Origin of the sequence: Yersinia alsatica, assembly GCF_902170305.1 — a bacterium.
GTDB classification, from domain to species: domain Bacteria; phylum Pseudomonadota; class Gammaproteobacteria; order Enterobacterales; family Enterobacteriaceae; genus Yersinia; species Yersinia alsatica.
Map to the genome: position 1 here is coordinate 230,579 of NZ_CABHWW010000028.1, position 20,025 is coordinate 250,603.

Below are 20,025 nucleotides of genomic sequence, written 5' to 3' on the forward strand. Positions count from 1 at the left end.
AAGAGGTGGGCAGGTGAGTAATAAAGAACATAATACTTCAATAAAAGAAGAAAGTAAGACCGTATCACTCAGCGCAAAAAACCAAACAAGTTGGGTTGAATTCCAATTACTGGATGAGATGAATAATCCAGTCGCTAATATGCCGTATCGGGCCATTAATGATGCGACCAGAAGTGGTCATGTGAAAGAGTATACAGGCAGTAGCGATGCTAGTGGCATTATACGTATTGAGGGTTTATACCATCTTGACCTGACACTGTTTATTGAGGCCCAACCTCTCGCAGATGAAATGGAGACTCGATCGCTGCGTGTCGGTAGGGAAGAAAAATATTCAACGGTTAAAAAATTGGCAGAACAAGAAGGGTATGAGTACCAGTACATCACTATTGGGAAGTTGTGCGATAAATTACCGGCGATTACCCCTAATTGGGAAGATAAAAAGAAACCGCCAGCATATCATTTCCCGGATACTCGGTTTACCGGTTTGACGGTAAAAAAATTGAATTGCCGCCATGTTTTGGAAATTTGTCCTTTCCGGGCATGGTCTTTAGTTTTGCATCATATACCCGACTACTCGTTGGTGAATGCTTATAATCTGGTTTTGATGTCAATATTATCTTATGCAGATTACCATACGAATGGTGATGGGCAAGCAACGGGGTCTATAACACATTTTTTTAAACAGCAAATGCTAGAACTAGCTCGCGTGCCGTATCAAGTAAATGATAAAAAATTTCAGCCTATTGTTAAAGATGTGCCTTTTCACCAGCGTTATACTGATGTTGAATTTATAGATTCGAGTCAGGGTGCTGATGCAAAAAAGGATACACAGTTATTTTTCGCAGCTAATAGTGTTGAGGTCATTGTAGCTTGGCGTGGAACAGCAAGTCTCAAGGACGTTGTTTCGGATATTACTTATAAACCTATTAATCTAACTTGTGATATAAAAATACCTTGTAGTGGTATTGTTAGTAATGGATTAGTACATCAGGGATTTTTAGATGCGTTTCAGGTTATAAATGGCAGCGATAATACTAAAATTAAAGAGAATATTGAACGATTAGTCGAACTTTTGGCTGGTAGGAGGGTATATATTTGTGGGCATAGTTTAGGTGGTGCGCTGGCCTTAATACACGCAGCTAAACTCATTGATTACAAACCTATATTATATACTTATGGAATGCCTCGTACTTTTACTTTGAGTGCTATGGGGGAATTAAAGGGGATACCTCACTATAGGCATATTAATGAGAATGATGCAGTTCCCTCGGTACCTCCAGAGCGAGAATTAGATAATCATTTCTATAAATTATGGGGGCCATTAGGATATGTTTTTGGTTATAGTTGGTCTGTTGTCAAGACTTTAGTCCCGATTGGGAGTGAGGTTTTTTGTCATCATGGTGAAGTTGTGCACTTTTTCAAAGCAGAGTCAGTTTTGGAGTGGTTGGAAGAACGAAGTCCACGTGCTAAAATTAAAATTAGAAAGCGCCTTCCAGAGAAGGCAAAATTATTTTTGGTTCCTTGCTTAAGCTCACATAGTGATGAAAATGCGAAAAATAATCAGCAAGAATTCATTCAAGAAATAGATAAAGAAAGTAAAGATAAATTATTTCCAAAACATGGAAATCCAGAGCTTAAAAATGCACTAAACGGAGGTGACCATCCATCCGGAAAGTATGCTGAATATATTGGTGATAGATTGCTGGAGTTATATGATACAACCAATGATGGTGTTTATAAAAAAGAACAGGATGTTTTTATTTTGCAAATGGAGAAGTATAAAAATGATATACCTCAATCTGAGTATAACAGAAATAAGTCTTTCTTGGCCGTTGATAAATTACTCGTTACGACTTTGGATATCACCAAGTCTTTACCAGAAGGTGATATTTCCATGCAACGTTATTGTTTGAAAAAGGATGGTCAATGAGATTCAATAACATATATATCTTGTTTTTATCTTTACTATGTACTTCGGGTTGTGTGGCAAAAAATAATTCAATTTCACCACCGAGTGATAATCAATGGGTAGATGTTGAAATTAAGGCACCAAACAATACCGAGGCTTTTCCATTAGTTGCATTTTACACTTCTGATGAATGCAAAAAAGAACGATATAACGTAGATATGAAGTTGTATCAACTAAAAGGTACGCAGGCTCGTAATATTAATATGGAGATTGATAAAACCTCAGGTAACTATCGAAGTCAAATTCCAATGGATGGTGGTGGACAATGTAAATGGCGATTAAGTAAAGTGACATTAGGTATCCAATATTCCAGAACAGAGCATCTCATTAATAATGGTGGAGGCCAGATAGGAACAGCCGTTGGTATTGAAGTTGCATTTGATGATGAAGGGGCGAAAAATGGTGACTATATACTTACTACAAATCCTTTATCACTAACGCCGACCTATTATCCAATAATTACCCAAAAGTATCTTCCTAGCGAAATTACTCAACTGTCCTTGCTAGGGAAAGAGGCTTTTGAATCTTATAGAATTAATATTATTAATAATGAGAATGTAAACATAAAATTATTTCCCATCTTGGATGAGTCTAAAATTGTTAAAAAAATCGGGCCAAAGAACAGAGGTGTGGGTAATTTCTTTCACATAGAATATCCCGACGGAAGTGTCACATCTAATGGTGAAGTAACTCCTGATTTTGAGAAGTTGAGTTCAATGTAATTTACTTCTCACTTATTGTTTATTGAAAGACCTGTTTTTGTCTCTAGAGGATTTGCTGCTGCAGGCATTAACAGTAACCAAATTTATGAGTGGAAGAACAGAAGCGTTCGAACGTTTTGCGGCTTATGGCTAAGAGGATGCTGAATAGTATGAGTCGATTAAAATTAAGTAGCTTGGGCATAGCTTTAATGATGAAATTTAAAAAATTGCATCTTTTTGTGTGTGTGTGTTGTTAGTTATATTACTTAGTGGTTGTGCGGGAAGAAATAGAGCAATTTCACCGCCGAGTGATAATCAATGGGTAGATGTTGAAATTAAGGCACCAAACAATACACAGGCAGCACCATTAGCTGCATTTTACATTTCTGATAAGTGTAAAAAAGAAAGATATAATACAGATATGAAGATATATTTAGTATCTGGAACGCAAACAAATTATATAAATATGAATTTTGATAAAATATCGGGCAATTATAAAAGTAAAATCCCTATAGATGGTGGTGGGCAATGTGAGTGGAAATTGAGTCGTATAACTTTAGGTATCAAGTACTCTAGAAGTGAACATATTATTAAAAATAGTGGAGTTAAGATAGGGACTGCAGTTGGTATTGAGGTGGCTTTTGATGATCAAGGTGAACGGAATGGTGATTATGTCTCTGCTAATACTCCTCTAACAGTATCTCCAACTTACTATCCAATAGTTAAAGAACGCTATATTGTTGATGAAGGTGTTTTTTTATCTTTGTTTGGAAAAAAAGATTTTGAATTGTATAAAGTAAATAATAATGATGGAGGTGATTTAACAATAAACTTCTCACCAACTGTTGATGAATCTAAAGTTGTGAGAATGGTTGGTCCAAAGATCAAAAAGAAAGGTAATAATTGGCGTATAGAGTATCCAAATGGAAGCGTCACGTCGAATGGTGAAGTAACTCCTGATTTTGAGAAATTGAGTTCAATGTAATTTACTTCTCACTTATTGTTTATTGAATGCATTAATACAAAAAAATTAATAATGATGTCTTTAAAGAGAAAATAGCATTATAGGTGGGTGACATGCCAATGGAAATTGAGTGAGTTTAATTTAGATATAGAATAAATTGATGCGAAGCATCTGGGGAAAGAACTAATACCAGGCACAGCAGTGGGGCAACGATAGCATCGGATGATGTAACTTCCCACAATGGGTAGTTTGAAAGTGTTAACTGTAATAACTTGAAGTTAGCGCCAAAATATTTTCTTATGATAACGAGATGGAGCTAAAGGAAAAGTTAAAATAGGCCTGATGACTCAATAAATTCTGATGGTTCAATTTATCCAGCCTGCTGAGAAGTGAAGGAATTAATTTATATATTCATTGGAAGATAAAGATTATTATATTACTCACGATAAGAAGACTATTTAATTAAATTTTTTATTAGTTGGTATTTTTGTAATACTTATTTATGGAAAAAGAAAAGGAACTCGCAAGGGGATTTCTTTGTTAATAAGACATAACTCAGGACTAATAAAAGAGGTTAGCAGGTGAGTAATAAAGAACATAATACTTCAATAAAAGAAGAAAGTAAGACCGTATCACTCAGCACAAAAGACCAAACAAGTTGGGTTGAATTCCAATTACTGGATGAGATGAATAATCCTGTCGCTAATATGCCATATCGGGCCATTAATGATGCGACCAGAAGTGGTCATGTAAAAGAGTATACTGGCAATAGTGATGCCAGTGGCATTATACGTATTGAGGGGTTACATCATCTAGACCTGACACTGCTTATTGAGGCTCAACCTCTCGCAGATGAAATGGAAAAACGGCCATTGAGTCTTGAGCGAGTAAGTGCGTATCAAATGAAAATGGCTCCAATAAATGTGGATAAAGAAAGTGGGTGTATTTGTTATTATACTGTAATAGGCCAGCTTTGTGATAAAGCACCTAACATTCTGGGGTGGGTAGATACCAAACTACCTAAATTTCATTTTCCTGACACTGACTTCTCTGGGTTATTGATTTCCAATATGTATTTTAATGCACGTATTCTTATTAGAATTTGTCCTTTTATGGCTTGGATCTTGCTGTTACACCACACAAAGGAATACTCAATTGTCAATGCTATGAATTTAGGTTTGATGGCTGACATTGCCTATTCAGGTGGTGATAAGATTAATAAATTTTTTAATCATCAATGTTTGGATTTGTCTCAGGTTCCACAGTTGTTATATCGCCCTGTCATAATTGATGTCCCGTTCAGTGAGCGTTATGTTAATCCTACATTTCTGGATACTAGTGTTGGGGATTCATCAGATGGCGACACTCAATTATTTTATATCAGTAATCAGAAGCAGATTTTGATTGCTTGGCGAGGGACTGAACCCACAAAATTTGGCGATATCAGTACAGATGCTACGTTTCGCCCAATACCTTGTCCCGCAGTGGTTGCCATAGGACGCGTTCATAAAGGTTTTTTGAATGGTTTTGAACGGGCACAACAAAAATTCTCTGATAAATTTACTGATATTACACAGAAATTGGCTGGACGAGAGCTTTTTATCTGCGGTCATAGCCTTGGTGGGGCATTAACACTTATACATGCGGCGACACTGAAAAATTATAACCCTGTTATTTACACTTATGGAATGCCCCGTACTTTCACTGCAACGGCTGTTTCATCTTTGCAGGGTATTACCCATTACCGGCATGTGAATGATTCTGATTCGGTTACCAGTGTTCCACCAGAAGCTGAGCTTGATAATGCGTTATATGATTTATGGGGGCCGCTTGGAACTCTATTAGGATTTCGATTATCTCTTATTGAGATTCAACTGCAGGCAGGGGGAATGAAATTTGGTGACCCTTATTGGCATTACGGTAATGTCGTGGTCTTTTTTAAGGTGGAGCAGTCGGTAATTCATTCGCAAAAACAACCTATTCTTTGGATTGGTGGCGGTAGTCGTCGTTCCCCTAATATCACTGTCGCATATAAAAGTAAAAGTAAAGCAAAGCTTTATCTTGTACCGTCATTGAATGAAAGTGTTTCTTGTTTGTCGGAAGAAGAACAAAAAACATTTATACATTGTTTAGACTCCAACAGTCTTAATTATCATTTTCCGAAGAATAGCAACCCTAACCTCGATTCATTAACTAATCCAATGAACCACTTAATGTCAAGCCAGTATATGCCCTTTGTTAATAATCAACTTATCGAATTAATAGATACTAATCGTCCTTTGGATAGAAAGAGAAAAAGACAGCTTTTCGCAGAAAGGCTTAATCAAGCAATAAGTCCAGAGAGTAGTACTTCTAAAAATGAAGTAAGCAGGAACCGTCTTTTCCTTTCGTTACAAGATATGCTACCTGTTACATTGTTAATATCAGAGTCAGATGATACGTGGAAAAATGCACTCACTCGATTTAAGAATGTTGCGGAGGAAGAAATTGAAAAAGCTGATTAAGTACAGCCTTTTGATGGTGCCAGTTTTGTTATCTGGCTGCGAAAAGGATGAACGTCTATCTCCTCCGCTGAACGGGAAGAGTGTTTCTGTTACGGTGAAAATCCCGCATGAAATAGATGCACTCCCGCTAGGTGTGATGTACCGTTCAATTAAATGTTTCAAGAAACGAAGTAACGCTAATGGCGAAAATTATGAGGTACCTGGATTTCATTTTACTGAAATTAATCTTAAACAGGTAGAGAATAGTGACCTTTTTGAATCACAGGTCCCTTTCGATGGAGGTGGAAATTGTCAGTGGAAATTAAGTAATGTCACAATAGGAATTAAATATAAAAAAAATGCTTTATTTGAAAGTGGTGATGTCACAAATGTACCGATAAACGAAATAATTACATTTGATGAAATGGAACCTCAAAGAGTTAGTGGTTCTTATAAAGATGTATATAAAGAGTTGGTTATTAGTGGGGATTATTATCCAATGATGACCACCTATCGAATTAAGGACCAATCTAAAACGCTATCTATAGTAAAGGAAATTGATTTTATATATAAAATGCATGAGGCAGATAAAGTGTTTTTTTATCCGGTCATTCATTCTAATTTAATTGTTAAAGCGATGGAACCTGATAAGCAAAAAGTTGGTGAGTATTTTGAGGTTACATACCCTGATGGGGTTGTGACCTCTTCACCATACTTCCCTGATTTTAAGAAACTTCGAACATTACAATGAATTATTATATATAACTTATTTCCGGTTTATAACACCAATAAACTTTTTATCTTAATCTGCTGATATAGCTTATGGTGTGACTCTTTATCCGTCACACTCATTATTTTAGATGTGCACAGTTTTTTGTTATCTCGATATGAACCAAAGTTAAGGGAAACCGAATGTCCAAAGGATTTGTTTTATTAGGCGATAAAACAACGCACGGTGGTGAGGTTATTTCTGCTACATCAAGCATGGTCGTTAATGGCAAAAAAGTAGCACTGATGGGCGATATGATTAGCTGTCCTCAAACAGGGCATGGCGTCAATGCCATTATAGAAGGCTCATCTGAATGGGCTTCTGACGGCAAAGCTGTTGTCGTTGATGGTTGCCATTGTGAGTGTGGATGCCAGGTTATCTCCAGTGCGCCAGATTGTTCAATAGGATAAAACATGGGTTGGGATCGCCAAAAACCGTTTATAACAGAAAAACCTTCGCGGCCTTCGCTGGGGCGTTGGTTATTAGCTGGGGTGTTGTCCATTATTGTGGGGATTTTATTGTTCTCACTGCATGCTAGCGACAAGTTTGTCGGATTACAAACTATCAATATTTGGGTGGTCTCAGCGGTACCCATTATCGGTTGGGGGCTGACATTCTGTGTCCGGGGCTATATGTATGGCCGGGACCTCAGTCACTACACTTTTTTACAAGATGAAGCTCTACAGGCGCAACAAGAGTGGCAGACGTGGGCTGAGCGTTATATGGCCGTGCTGGCGAGTTGTGTTCTGCTACCGGACGTTATCACTGTCTCGTATCTGGCGAATAACCCAACAGATGTGGAGTTTCAACGCGGGCTTGTTCGCCGTATTGATTATCTCCCCCAAGACAACGGGACTGAGTATCAGGCCATCACCGCCTTGCTCGTTAGCATCCAGCAAGCCCTTAATTCATTGCCCCCTGATATTGAACTGCGTGCGACTCTCTTGACTGACAGTGATCCGGCAGAATACGAACAACTGCGAGTTGTCTGGGAACAATGCTGGGTTAAGACTATCCCCACCCGCTTCGCGCCTATAACGTTGACCCTGTCTGCCGAGATGCCATACAGCAAGATAGATGATGGCATAAAGAATGCCATTACTGGTGCAGAACTGATCCTGGTGTTGCAACTACACGGCGATGAGGACTACTCCGACGGGCTGGCTGTATTCTTGCTCACGACCGATGACATGGCACAAAAACACCAATTACCGATACAAGGGCGTCTGCTTCGCCCGATGCAACTGAATATTGCACAGACAGAAAGCGAGCTTGCCTTGTTTATGGAAACCCAGTCTCTGGCCTGCCGGGCAGGCGGGATCTTGGGGGATAGCACTGAATTGATGTCATTGACCCCGAAAATAATTCCTGTTGGTCACCAGTTAGGAGCTAACTTCAGCGCTGAAAGTGTATTGATACAAGAGTCATTAACCGGTATTCCGGGGCCATTCTCTGCCTGGCTAGTGGCAGCATTTGGATTGGATTTTGCTTATTACTACGATATGCCTTATGTCGTTTTTTCATTTGGCCCCGAGTACGGGGTAGTCAGTACGGTTTCTCCAGGAGTTTGCAATGAAGATGTTGAGTAATCCGTGGCGGCAGGGCAGTGGTGCAGTATTAGCCGCCGTGGTGTTGGCCGCTGTTGGTTGGCTAATATGGCAATATGGCGACACCGTCGGGCTGGATAACCAATATAAAAAACTGTTCGCTTTCCTATTGGTGATGTTGATCACGGTACTGGCCCGCCTATCCCCCGCGATCTCCGGTTACATTAAGCGGCGGCAACATCGAGATAATGGGCGCGATCACGGTATTTATCCTAACGGGGAATCACGTCTGGCCCCGATACCTCCCCGCAGTACCAAAGTAAGTGAACTGCGACAGACTCTCCGGACTCGCTATGGCCGCTTCTGGCCCCGCAAAGTGCGCATTCTCTTACTCAGCGGCAGTGCAGCTGATGTTGAACATCTCACCCCTGGCCTGACGTCGCAATACTGGCAGGAAGACAGTGGCACTGTGCTGTTGTGGGGGGGCGATTTGGGGGCGCAGGCCGATAGTACGTGGTTGGGGTCCTTGCGTAAATTGCGCGGACGCCCGCTGGATGGCATCGTCTGGGTGACCTCAGCCTTAGCCCAACGCACTACGCTTGGTCAGAACGAGTCTAAAACAACACTTACTGCCGATATGATGGACAGCGTGGCGCAGGCATTTGCTTCGCGTTATGAACTCCTCGGCTGGCGGTTGCCGCTGTATGTCTGGTCATTGCATGCCGATGATGGGGTTGACCGCATCACACAATCTGTCGGTTGTTTACTGCCCGCGGGCTGTAAACCTGATGAACTGAGTGCACAGCTTGCCCGGCTGCTGCCGTCCTTGATTGAGCAGGGCACGCAACAGATTAGCAGCAACACCCAGCACCCATTTTTGTTGCAACTGGCTGATCAATTATCACGTCAGCCGGATTCTGTCGCAGGCCCCCTTGCGACGTTACTGAATCCTTATCGTCCCTCACCGTTGGCAGGGATTATCTTCAGTCCGGCATCCGTTGATGCAAAACGCAGCGTGAAACACCACTGGGGTAAGGATAACCGCTGGGATGTGCTGGTTGATTCATTGTCGTCATTGCCCACCGGCTTAGCGGCGAAAAAGTTGGGGTTCGCCTGGCGTAAAACACTGGGAATGGCGGTTGCAGGGATTATGGTGCTGTGGGGCGCGGGCATGGTGATGTCATTCCTGGTCAACCGCGACACCCTTAATACCGCTGAATCTCAGGTGAAACAAGCCGCTAATGTGCAGCAGGCCCTCCCGGCACGTCTTCAGGCGCTGCTGGAATTGCAACACACACTGGACCGGCTTCAGTATCGCCAGCAGCAAGGTGCCCCCTGGTACAGCCGGTTTGCTCTAAGTCAGAACGAATCGCTGCTGGCGGCACTCTGGCCGCACTATCAGGCTAGCGCGACTCCTTTATTGCGTGATGCTGCTGCCCGTCACCTTGAAGAACAACTCAATACCATGGCGCAGCTTCCTCCCGATTCTCCGCTACGTGACACGCTGGTAAAACCCGCTTATGACCAGTTAAAACTCTATCTGATGCTGGCGCGTCCGGAAAAAATGGATGCAGCATGGTTTAGCTCCACGCTGCTGCGCGACTGGCCACAGCGCGATGGTGTGCCAGATAGTCTCTGGCAGGGTAGCGGCCCGGCTCTGCTGGACTTTTATGCTCGCAATCTTTCCCTGCATCCTGCCTGGGGTTTGAACCCAGATCAAAGTCTGGTTAGTCAGGTGCGGACTCGGCTCATCAGCCAACTGGGTGCCCGCAACAGTGAATCTTCGCTCTACCAGAAGATGTTGGTTCAGGTCGCGCACCAGTATGCTGATCTGCGCTTGTCTGATATGACTGGGGATACCGATGCTGAGCGGATCTTTATCACCGACGCCGTAGTGCCGGGGATGTTCACTCGTAAAGCCTGGGAGGACGCAGTAAAACCAGCAATTGAAAAGGTGGTCAGCGAGCGTCGGGAAGAGATGGACTGGGTGCTGAGTGACAGTAAGAATGCCGTGCTACAGCAGGATTCTCCTGAAGCCCTGCAGGCACGTCTGAAAACGCGCTATTTCGCTGATTTTTCCACCAGTTGGCTGGACTTCCTCAATAGCCTGCACTGGCAGCCAGCACAGACGCTGTCGGACTCTATCGACCAGCTCACTCTAATGGCTGATGTGCGTCAGTCCCCTCTGGTGGCGCTAATGAACACCCTGAGTATACAGGGGAAAACCGGACAAACCGGTGAGGCGTTGTCGGACTCGCTGGTGAAATCAGCCAAGAATCTGTTAAACCGCGATGAGCAGCCTGCTATTGATCAGCAAGCCGGTGCCCAAGGGCCGCTGGATGCTACTTTCGGGCCAGTACTGGCGCTGATGGATGGTAAGGCTGGCGGGCAGGGCAACACTAACCTTAGTCTGCAAACCTTCCTGACCCGGGTCACTCAGGTACGTCTTAAACTTCAACAGGTGGTGAATGCTGCCGACCCTCAGGCCATGACCCAGACTCTGGCGCAGACAGTATTTCAGGGCAAGGCGGTCGATCTGACTGAAACTCGTGATTACGGCAGTCTGGTGGCCGCCAGTCTCGGTCAGGAATGGAGTGGATTTGGCCAGACGGTGTTTGTTCAGCCGATGGAACAGGCGTGGCAGCAGGTCTTAACCCCTGCCGCCCAGAGCCTGAATGCCCAGTGGCAGGCGTCTATTGTCGATGACTGGAACAGTACCTTTGGCGGACGCTATCCCTTAAAAGATACCAGCAGTGAAGTGTCACTCCCACTGCTGGCGCGTTACCTTAACAGCGACAGTGGGCGTATTGCCCGTTTCCTGCAAACTCGGCTGAACGGTGTGCTGCGCAAAGAGGGCAGCCATTGGGTACCGGACAGTATTAATGCTCAGGGACTGACGTTCAACCCAGCGTTCCTAAAAGCCGTGGACCAGCTAAGTTACCTGTCTGACGTCGTGTTTGCCGACGGAGAAGCGGGAATGCGCTTTGAACTGCGGCCAGGGACTGCCAAGGACGTGATGCAGACTGACCTGGTGATCGACAGTCAGAAGCTCAGCTATTACAACCAACTGCCTATTTGGAAGCGTTTCACTTGGCCCAATGACACCGAAGCACCGGGTGGCAGTCTGAGTTGGATAAGCACTCAGGCTGGTACCCGGCAGTTTGCCGATCACCCCGGAGCTTGGGGGTGGATTCGTTTACTGGAGAAAGCTCAGGTGACACCGTATCAGGGAGTGAACAGCAGTTTTAATCTCACTTGGAAAGCACCTGATGGCCGGCCGCTGAACTACACCCTACGGACTGAAGCTGGAGAAGGGCCGCTGGCCTTACTGAAACTGCGTAACTTTGTGTTACCAACACAAATATTCAGTGTGGATGCCGCAGGTAGTGTTCAGAGACCGGATACTACAACAGGAGAGGGCGACTGATGGCTACGTTGCACACATTACTTACCGCCAGTCATGTCGAACAGCAGGCGCTTTCGCAGCAGGTACAGCAGCAGATTTTTCTCTGGGATAAATGGCTGCTCCCCATAGCCGCAGATGCACCGGTAGGTGACGATCCCGGTTATGACGATGACTTCCAGCAGATGCGTGAAGAGGTCAACAAACTGTCTGGCGCAGATACGGGATTGATCTGTGCACTGGCGGAAAAACTGTTGACGGGGGCGTGCAAGGATGTACGTGTCGCGACTTACTATATCTGGGCGCGACTGCACATCGATGGCGAAAGCGGACTGGCGGACGGTCTGGCCCTGCTGGCTGGATTGGTCCAACGTTTTGGTGATGAACTGCATCCGCAGCGTGGCAACAGCCGCAAGCTGGCACTGGAATGGCTGGCGGGTAACCGAGTGCTGGACAGCCTGTCACTTTACCCGGAAGTCACCAAAGCTGACTTTGAACGTATCGTAGGGGCGCTGGCGTTAACCGAAGACAGTGTGAGTTGCTGGGATGAGTCTATCCGTCCTCAGCTCGGTGGCCTTTATACAGCGCTGGAAAATCGGCTGATGCAGTCTGGCGGCCCTGATGCCGTCATTCCACAAAACAGCAGTCCCTCCCGTCACGCTGCACCTGATGCGCCAGCCTTGAAAGCCGTCACCTCTGGGCGTGATTTACTCGATCAGGCAAAACTGCTGGCCGTTTTTTTGCGCGACCAGCCGAATGGCTGGCTATCGGGCCATCATCTGATGAACAGTATTCGTTTGGATACACTGCATGAATTGCCACCGCTGGCTGCTGATGGATGTACCCGTCTGGCTCCGCCAAAACCGGAAAATCGTGCACTGCTGAAGCGGCTTTATCTGCAACAAAGCTGGCTGGAACTGTTGGAGCAAACTGACATTCTATTCGCTCAGGGCGTCAATCATCTGTGGCTGGATCTTCAGTGGTATACCCACCAGGCACTGATGAAAACGGGCACACCCTATGAGCGTTGGGCTGACATCATTAAACAGGATCTTAATGGGCTACTGACCCGCCTGCCGGGGCTTGAAGGGCTGGCGTTCAATGATGGTACCCCGTTCGCCGACGAAGTGACCTTGCACTGGATAAACCAGCACGTCATGGCAGCAGACAGTTGGGGTAGTGAACCTGCTGTCTCCGCCAGCACGGCGGGCGACGACGATATTTTACAACTGGAGCCGGAAGCGCTGGTACAGGCCGACAGCGAAGGTGTGGAAGCGGCGTTGAACTGGCTGCAGAACCGTCCGAATGTCCGTACACCGCGCCATCAGTGGCTGATCCGCCTGCTGATGGCACGGGTGGCCGAGCAATACGGAAAGAACGATATGGCGTTGCATTTGCTGGGTGAACTGGAGGGGAATGCAACCCAGATGACACTCACCCAATGGGAGCCGGAATTATTGTTTGAAGTGAAAGCCCGTCGCCTGAAGCTGCTGCGCATGAAAGCCAGCCGGACAGAGTCGGACAAATCACGGTTGCATAGCGAGATGGAAAACCTGCTCGCCGGATTAGTGGCCCTCGACCCGGCAAGGGCTGCGGTGCTGTGTGGTTAATTGATAACCCTATCCTGATAAAAAAAGAAAACCATGAAAGACCTTACCCTGCGTTATTACGATGCTGAAATGCGCTATCTGCGCGATGCGGCCAAAGAGTTCGCCCAAACGCATCCTGACCGGGCGGCGATGTTAGATCTGGATAAACCCGGCACACCTGACCCTTACGTGGAACGCCTGTTTGAAGGTTTTGCCTTCTCGATGGGGCGATTGCGCGAGAAAATTGATGACGACCTGCCGGAGTTTACCGAAGGGCTGGTGAGTATGTTGTGGCCACACTATCTGCGCACCATTCCCTCGCTGTCGGTGGTTGCGTTGACCCCGGATATCCCGGCGATGAAAATGACCGAAAACGTCCCCGTTGGAATGGAAGTCTATTCCCGACCCATTGGGCCGAAAAATACCGTCTGTCAGTACCGAACCACCCGTGATATAGCACTCAACCCCCTCGCCGTCTCAACCGTGGTGATGGCTACAGAACCGGATGGCCGCTCGGTGCTGCGTCTGCGGCTGGCATGCAGCCCACAGGCTGACTGGTCACAGGTGGACTTGCGTCGTCTGTGTTTTTATCTGGCGGGAGAGGCGGCGGTTAGCAGTGCGTTACATCTGGCACTGACCCGGCGTCAGGCCGCACTTTATTTGCGGCTACCCAATCAGGCTGACCGAATAAAACTGGATGGCTGGTTTTCACCCGGCGGCTTTGCCGACGAAGACTTGCTGTGGCCTAAAGGCGACAGCGCATTCAGTGGCTATCAGTTACTGCTGGAGTATTTCACTTTCCGCGAGAAGTTTATGTTCGTGCACCTAAATGGGCTGGAAACAGTGACGTTACCTGCGGGGATTGCCTGGTTTGATATCGAAGTGGTACTTGACGGTCAGTGGCAAAGTGATCTGCCGGTCAGGGATGATGCACTTCATCTGCATTGTGTGCCGGTGATTAACCTGTTCTCTCTGGAAGCTGATCCGCTGACCATCAACGGGCTGGAAAGTGAGTATATGCTGCGCCCACGCCGCTTGCAGGATGGGCACACCGAAATTTACTCCGTGGACTCGGTGACTGGCTCGCAGCGGACATCGGATGCCACCTATGTCCCTTTTACCAGTTTTCGCCATCGCGGCGGAATGCAGAGACGGCATGCGCCGGAACGCTATTTCCACACTCGGGTGAAACGGGGTGTGACTGGGTTACACGATACCTGGTTGATCCTCGGGGGGCAGCAGTGGGAAGTGGACCGGCTGTTCACCCGCGAGGCAGTGTCGCTGAAAATTACCGGTACCAATGGCCAACTACCGCGCAAAGCGTTACAGAGCACGCTGTTGGACCGCTGCGAGGCGGTGTTACAGACGCCGCTGAAAGTGCGCAATCTCTGTAAGCCTACGCTACCGTCTTATCCTCCAGCGGAAGATCACTTCCAGTGGCGGGTACTGAGCCATCTGGGTTCAAGTTACCTTAACCTGATGAGCAGCGCACAAGTGCTGCGTGGGACGCTGGAACTGTACAACTGGCAGGGGGATGAACTGAATAATCGCCGTCTTGACGCCATTCAACAGGTGCAGCACCACCAGACTCAGCGTTTTGAAAAGGGCTTTCTGCTGCGAGGCATCGACATTGAAGTGACGCTGGATGGTAACGGTTTTACCGGTGAAGGTGATATTCATCTGTTCGGGGAAATGCTCAACCGTTTCTTTGCCCTTTATGCTGACATCCATTTGTTCAATCAGCTCACCCTTATCGTTCAGCCTGCCGGGAAATGTATCCGATGGAAAGAGAATCACAATCAGCGTCTGCCCGGCTAATCGAACAACTGTGGGATAAACTGCCGTATACCCAGTTTTATCGCTTCTGTCAGTTACTGGAGCAAAGCCAGCCGGATGCACCCCCATTGGGTAGTCACTGGCAGGTCAGGCATGATCCGGTGCGTTTTCGTCCCCATCCGGGCATGGGTTTTCCGGCCAGTGAATTTAAACGGGTGGAAATCCCCGAGCATGCACATCTCCCTCCGACCATTCGCACCACTTTTATGGGATTGTATGGTGTGGAATCGCCGCTGCCCACCGCGTATATCGATGATATTACCCAGCGCAGGGAAGGGTATGAGGCGGTCAGTGACTTTCTCGATATTTTCAATCACCGACTCATCACTCAGTACTACCGTATCTGGCGTAAGTACTCTTATCCCGCCAGCTTTTCTCCCGGCGGTACGGATAAAACTTCGCAGTATCTGTTGAGCCTCTGTGGCCTGGGTATCGAGGGATGTGCACAGAATATCGCTACGCCGGTATCACGTTTTTTGGCCCTAACCGGCATGATGCGCCTGCCCACGCGCACCAGCGAAGGCATTATTGCGCTGGTTCAGTTACTGGCACCGCAAACAAACGCTCACGTGATAGCGCATGACCACTGCCGAATCCCCTTGCGCAATCCACTGGCACTGAGCGCGCGCCACCCTGTCAGCATGAACAACAGCCCGGTGATGGGGAGTCACGCAGTGGATGTTAATAGTCAGGTATTACTGCGACTGGATACGGATAATCCCGAGGAAGCCAAAGCATGGCTCCCTGGCGGACAGTTACACTCAGATTTTTTAGCGTTATTGCAGGTGTATCTGGGGTCGCGGCTGAACGTGCGTTTGCAGTTGTCTGTCTCACGCTCGTTGTTGCCTGATGCCCAACTTTCCTGCCAGCCGAAAAGCACCGGTATTCTGCTAGGCCGAACCGCTGTGATGCGAACACAGCGCGTCATGTCAACGGCACAAACTGATATTGAAATAATCACGATTAATCTGGGCCGCTATCAGCGTGTTCAGGAAAATTTTCACCGAAGGGAAACTGACGAACATGGCGATTATCGCTGGTAAAACACGTTTTGCATTACTGATGCTGGTCACGATATTCACCTTGGGCGGATGTGGGTTGACCCAGAAAGTGAGTGACGGCACCGTCGCTATGACAAAATCCATTTTTTATAAGCAGGTGAAAACACTGCATCTGGATATACAGGCACGGGACGCGGTAAACAACAACGCGACAGGTGCTCCGCTAGCCACGGTAGTGCGTATCTATCAGCTACAGGATCGCAAAACGTTTGATGGCACCGATTATCCCTCCCTATTTGCTGAGGACAGTCAGGCCATCAAAGCTGATCTGATTGCTGAAAAAGATATCCGTATTCGTCCGGGGGCGGCTGTGTCCATTGATGTACCGCTGGATGAAAAAACGCAGTATGTGGCGGTCGCAGGTATGTTTCTGGCACCTGATATTGCTAATAACACGTGGCGGTTGGTGTTGAGCCGTGACGACCTCGATCCCGATAAGGCCCGCCAGATTGAACTGAACAATCATGGGATGGCACTGTTACCTTTGAAGGATAAGTAATATGTCCCAGCCTTCTCTCTATGAAATGCTGTTCGGCAACGTAGCTGGTGGTCTCGATCTCCATCAGGTGAACGAAGTCGATCAAGGGGTTCTGTCGGTACTCGATAATATGCAGCGTATCCTTAATTGCCGTGCCGGTTCGCTCAGCCATCTACCAGATTACGGTCTGCCGGACATGAGCAAAATCCTACAGGGGATGCCTGGCACTGCACATTCACTGCTGACCACGCTCTCTGACACCTTGCTGAAATATGAGCCACGGCTGAAAAGTATCACCGTAGTGTTGCTGCCGCAATCCACCCCGGGGCACCTGGAATATGGCATTGACGCCGAGCTGAAAGAGTATGGGCTGGTGCACTTTGGTACGGCGTTTATGCCAGAGGGTAGGGTGTTGATACGTCATCTTAAACAACAAAATTATCTCAATTCGGGCGAGTCCTTTTAACGCCGGTTCAGGGAAGACCATCACATGATATTGAATACTGAACGTACGCTGAAAACCGGGGGAGATCCTCGCCATCTCGCTGAATTTACTGCACTGCGTGACGAGATCGGCAAGCTACATCATCCCGCTCGCCCGGATGTTAATTGGGGGCGGGTGGAACATTTATGTCTGGCGCTGTTCCGCCAGAATGGCGTTGAGTTACAGACCACTGTCGATTTTACGCTGGCTCGGACGCAGCTTGCGGGGTTAGCCGGATTATGCGAGGGGCTGGAGTTGTTGGCGGGGTTAGTCTCCCATCAATGGACTGCATTGTGGCCACCGCAAACACATGCCCGGGTTGAGTTGTTGGCATGGCTGAGTAATCGGTTGCAGCAAGTCTGGCGGACAATGACACCGTGCTACGGTGATTTGGCTCTGATTTATCGGGCAGAACGGGCGCTGGAACAATTGTGTACTCAGTTGCAAACGCTGGAGCTTAAACACCTGAGCAAACTGGACGGCGTTCGTCTGATGTTGCATAACGCTGCACTGCGTTTGGAAAGTACTGAGGCGGCCTCTGATACCTCTGACCGATTAAGCATACCCGTGCGGCATGCCGGTATATCAGCCCCAGAATCTCACCCCGAACTGGCATTCACGTCGTCGGCAGTCAGTGAACCACTGGTCTATATTGTCAACGAACCGGCGCCGGCGCGTGTTCAGGTAGAGTTGTCGCCGCCTTCGCCGCCCCCTCCTCGTTGGAAAGCGAGTCATGGTTTTGTTGCTGGTTTATCACTGATGGCAGTGCTGGTTGCTGGCGGTTGCTTTATCTGGCAGTCGATATCAGCTAATCCGCTACGGGATGCGTTGCTGACCAGTACCGCAGCTTTACCTGTGTCTCTGTCCGCTAAATCAATCGATGAGTTGAAAAAGCACACTTCGGATAAAACATTAGTTGCTTTGGCTGAACCTGTATTGCAGGGCACTGGTTCACTGTTAGAGCAACTAACCTTGTTGCCGCCATTGTGGGCACAGGTGCAAGGTGATGGATTGTTGTCACAGGCACAACAACTTTGGCCGGCCAGTCAAGAGGTCAAGCGGCTGAATACTTGGTGGCAACAACAGCGAGAAGCTGCCGCCGCACCCGTGGCTGAGTTGGAACAATTTGCACTGGCGCAAGAACGTTTACGCCAACTTGCGGAACGTCTGAATGGGCTGGATGAGAAGAAAGGGCGCTATATGACGGTTTCTGAGCTGAAATCGGTGGTTTTTGCCATTCAGCAACCGCTGGAAAAAACATTACCGCTGGAAGAACTGCTGCGTCAGTATCAGGCCCAATCTGCATTAGGACAAACGCCACCTTCAGCTCTACGCCAACAGATAGACAGCCGGTTTAGCCAACTATTGAACCGATATGCACTGATAGCCCAACCAGCAGATACGCGCTCAGTCGCTGATTAACGACGGGAAGAGTATTTGATAATGATGTAATCGATACTTGGTATTCGCTCTCTTTCTACCACTAAGAATGTCTAAATTCCGAAAAAAAGGCCAGCTTAATAGCTGGCTTTTTGTTTTCTGGGGCTAGGCTCAGAATATTTCACTATTTTGACGTTGGTACTGATATGGTCATACCGCGGCTTGGTTAAGGGGGTTGGATTTACTGTAACAAAACATACCTAGTGATACATTGCTGAAAGAGAAGATCACTATAACCAGAGTGTCTATGTTTTTGCATATAATCTTGTTGTGCTAGATATATCCTCATTCATCATCGCATTAAATATAAGAACATTCTTGGATTATTGTTTATTGAATAGAAAATACCTATTATGCTATGAATTAAGGTTTTTTGTTATTGATTTGATAATATAATGTTTTGTGTTTTTAATTGAAAAATATTAGTGCATTAATTGGTTTTTTATCACATCGGCCACAATATTTGTGATTGAACATGAATTTTATACATTTAATTCACTCAGGGGAATTAGCTAATATAGTGCGACAATATGAAAGATATAACTAAAAAATACATTATCAACGATCTATGTATCCTTAAATTAATAGTTATAAAGAATAATAAACTGGTTGAACCTGTCTTGTTGGTATTTAAAACTAACATAACAATGTTTGATAGCATAAAAGATCGTGATATAAAGGCATCGGACTACAGGATTTTGGTGTCAGTTTAGATTTTTTAACTTTGTTTAGGTTCGTTTATATTACGTTTAACATATTTAGTATGTTGTCTAAAATGCGTAATAATAACAGAAAAAAGTATAGAAACAGCTCCTTATAAAGGATCAGTGAGGATATATATGAAAGGCGTGGCAATTACAATACTAATGCTAAGTACTGCTCTTATGGGCTGTACTACAAAAGCTAAAACGGAATCAGAACAGCAGACAGCCGCTATCATTAAAAAAAGTACTAACGATCAATGTGTCAATAACTTCTCTATGGTTAAAAAGCTGAATGCGAATGACTTCGCTGTATTCAGAGGCCAGTTTGATAAGATCAACGATATGTATGCATTCTTGGAGCAGAATAGGAATATACTTGATAATGATCCTAAGCAGCTTATTTCGTTAGAGCTGGATTCAAAATTGAAAATGGTGTGTGCCAGAGTTAGAAACACTGCTTTCAACGAAGTACAAAATAAAGTGAATTACCTTTCTCGTATTTAGTATTTTTGTATTATGGCATGTTTACCCGTTTAATCTTTTTGTCAGTAACAGTGCTAATTTTCTATTGTGTTATTTTAAATGCACTTTATCTCT

Annotated in this window: 15 protein-coding genes; all 15 read left to right on the forward strand. The window is 46.1% G+C overall.

From position 1 onward, the window contains the following. Positions 1-13 precede the first annotated feature (13 nt). The 15 genes from FTA96_RS18180 (at position 14) to FTA96_RS18250 (ending at position 19,932) form a co-directional block, all read left to right on the forward strand. Positions 14-1,930 (forward strand): lipase family protein, encoded by a 1,917-nt coding sequence (locus FTA96_RS18180; protein WP_145529500.1) that lies wholly within the window; start codon positions 14-16, stop codon positions 1,928-1,930. Continuing rightward, on the forward strand, positions 1,927-2,691 hold the full coding sequence (locus tag FTA96_RS23575; protein ID WP_050108392.1) for a hypothetical protein: 765 nt from the start codon (positions 1,927-1,929) through the stop codon (positions 2,689-2,691). The genes FTA96_RS18180 and FTA96_RS23575 overlap by 4 nt, the downstream gene beginning before the upstream one ends. A gap of 226 nt (positions 2,692-2,917) precedes the next feature. Beyond that, positions 2,918-3,655, forward strand: a complete 738-nt coding sequence (locus FTA96_RS23580; RefSeq protein ID WP_235897523.1) for a hypothetical protein — start codon at positions 2,918-2,920, stop codon at positions 3,653-3,655. A 560-nt stretch (positions 3,656-4,215) separates the two neighbouring features. Then, positions 4,216-6,138: a lipase family protein gene (locus FTA96_RS18195; protein WP_235897524.1), complete on the forward strand. Its 1,923-nt coding sequence runs from the start codon at positions 4,216-4,218 to the stop codon at positions 6,136-6,138. Then, positions 6,122-6,868 (forward strand): hypothetical protein, encoded by a 747-nt coding sequence (locus tag FTA96_RS18200; protein WP_145574496.1) that lies wholly within the window; start codon positions 6,122-6,124, stop codon positions 6,866-6,868. Before FTA96_RS18195 ends, FTA96_RS18200 begins: the two co-directional genes overlap by 17 nt. A 161-nt stretch (positions 6,869-7,029) precedes the next feature. Next, entirely contained in the window at positions 7,030-7,296 is a 267-nt protein-coding gene (locus FTA96_RS18205) for a PAAR domain-containing protein (protein WP_050108383.1), read from the forward strand. A gap of 3 nt (positions 7,297-7,299) precedes the next feature. Beyond that, positions 7,300-8,475: a hypothetical protein gene (locus tag FTA96_RS18210; protein WP_050108381.1), complete on the forward strand. Its 1,176-nt coding sequence runs from the start codon at positions 7,300-7,302 to the stop codon at positions 8,473-8,475. Beyond that, complete coding sequence (locus FTA96_RS18215) at positions 8,459-11,860, forward strand: ImcF-related family protein (RefSeq protein WP_145574498.1); 3,402 nt, start codon at positions 8,459-8,461, stop codon at positions 11,858-11,860. The genes FTA96_RS18210 and FTA96_RS18215 overlap by 17 nt, the downstream gene beginning before the upstream one ends. Next, a complete protein-coding gene (gene tssA, locus FTA96_RS18220; protein ID WP_145574500.1) occupies positions 11,860-13,446 on the forward strand; it encodes a type VI secretion system protein TssA in 1,587 nt (528 codons plus the stop codon). The genes FTA96_RS18215 and tssA overlap by 1 nt, the downstream gene beginning before the upstream one ends. A 33-nt stretch (positions 13,447-13,479) precedes the next feature. Next, positions 13,480-15,243, forward strand: a complete 1,764-nt coding sequence (tssF, locus tag FTA96_RS18225; RefSeq protein WP_050134364.1) for a type VI secretion system baseplate subunit TssF — start codon at positions 13,480-13,482, stop codon at positions 15,241-15,243. After that, a complete protein-coding gene (gene tssG / locus FTA96_RS18230) occupies positions 15,198-16,304 on the forward strand; it encodes a type VI secretion system baseplate subunit TssG (RefSeq protein ID WP_186372895.1) in 1,107 nt (368 codons plus the stop codon). Before tssF ends, tssG begins: the two co-directional genes overlap by 46 nt. After that, complete coding sequence (gene tssJ, locus FTA96_RS18235; protein ID WP_050108373.1) at positions 16,285-16,821, forward strand: type VI secretion system lipoprotein TssJ; 537 nt, start codon at positions 16,285-16,287, stop codon at positions 16,819-16,821. Before tssG ends, tssJ begins: the two co-directional genes overlap by 20 nt. Before the next feature lies 1 nt (position 16,822). Then, complete coding sequence (gene tssE / locus FTA96_RS18240; RefSeq protein WP_391592632.1) at positions 16,823-17,266, forward strand: type VI secretion system baseplate subunit TssE; 444 nt, start codon at positions 16,823-16,825, stop codon at positions 17,264-17,266. 24 nt (positions 17,267-17,290) lie between these two features. After that, positions 17,291-18,706: a VasL domain-containing protein gene (locus tag FTA96_RS18245; RefSeq protein ID WP_145574502.1), complete on the forward strand. Its 1,416-nt coding sequence runs from the start codon at positions 17,291-17,293 to the stop codon at positions 18,704-18,706. Positions 18,707-19,563: 857 nt separating this feature from the next. After that, positions 19,564-19,932, forward strand: coding sequence for a hypothetical protein (locus FTA96_RS18250; RefSeq protein ID WP_032911743.1), 369 nt, complete (start codon positions 19,564-19,566; stop codon positions 19,930-19,932). Positions 19,933-20,025: the final 93 nt, after the last annotated feature.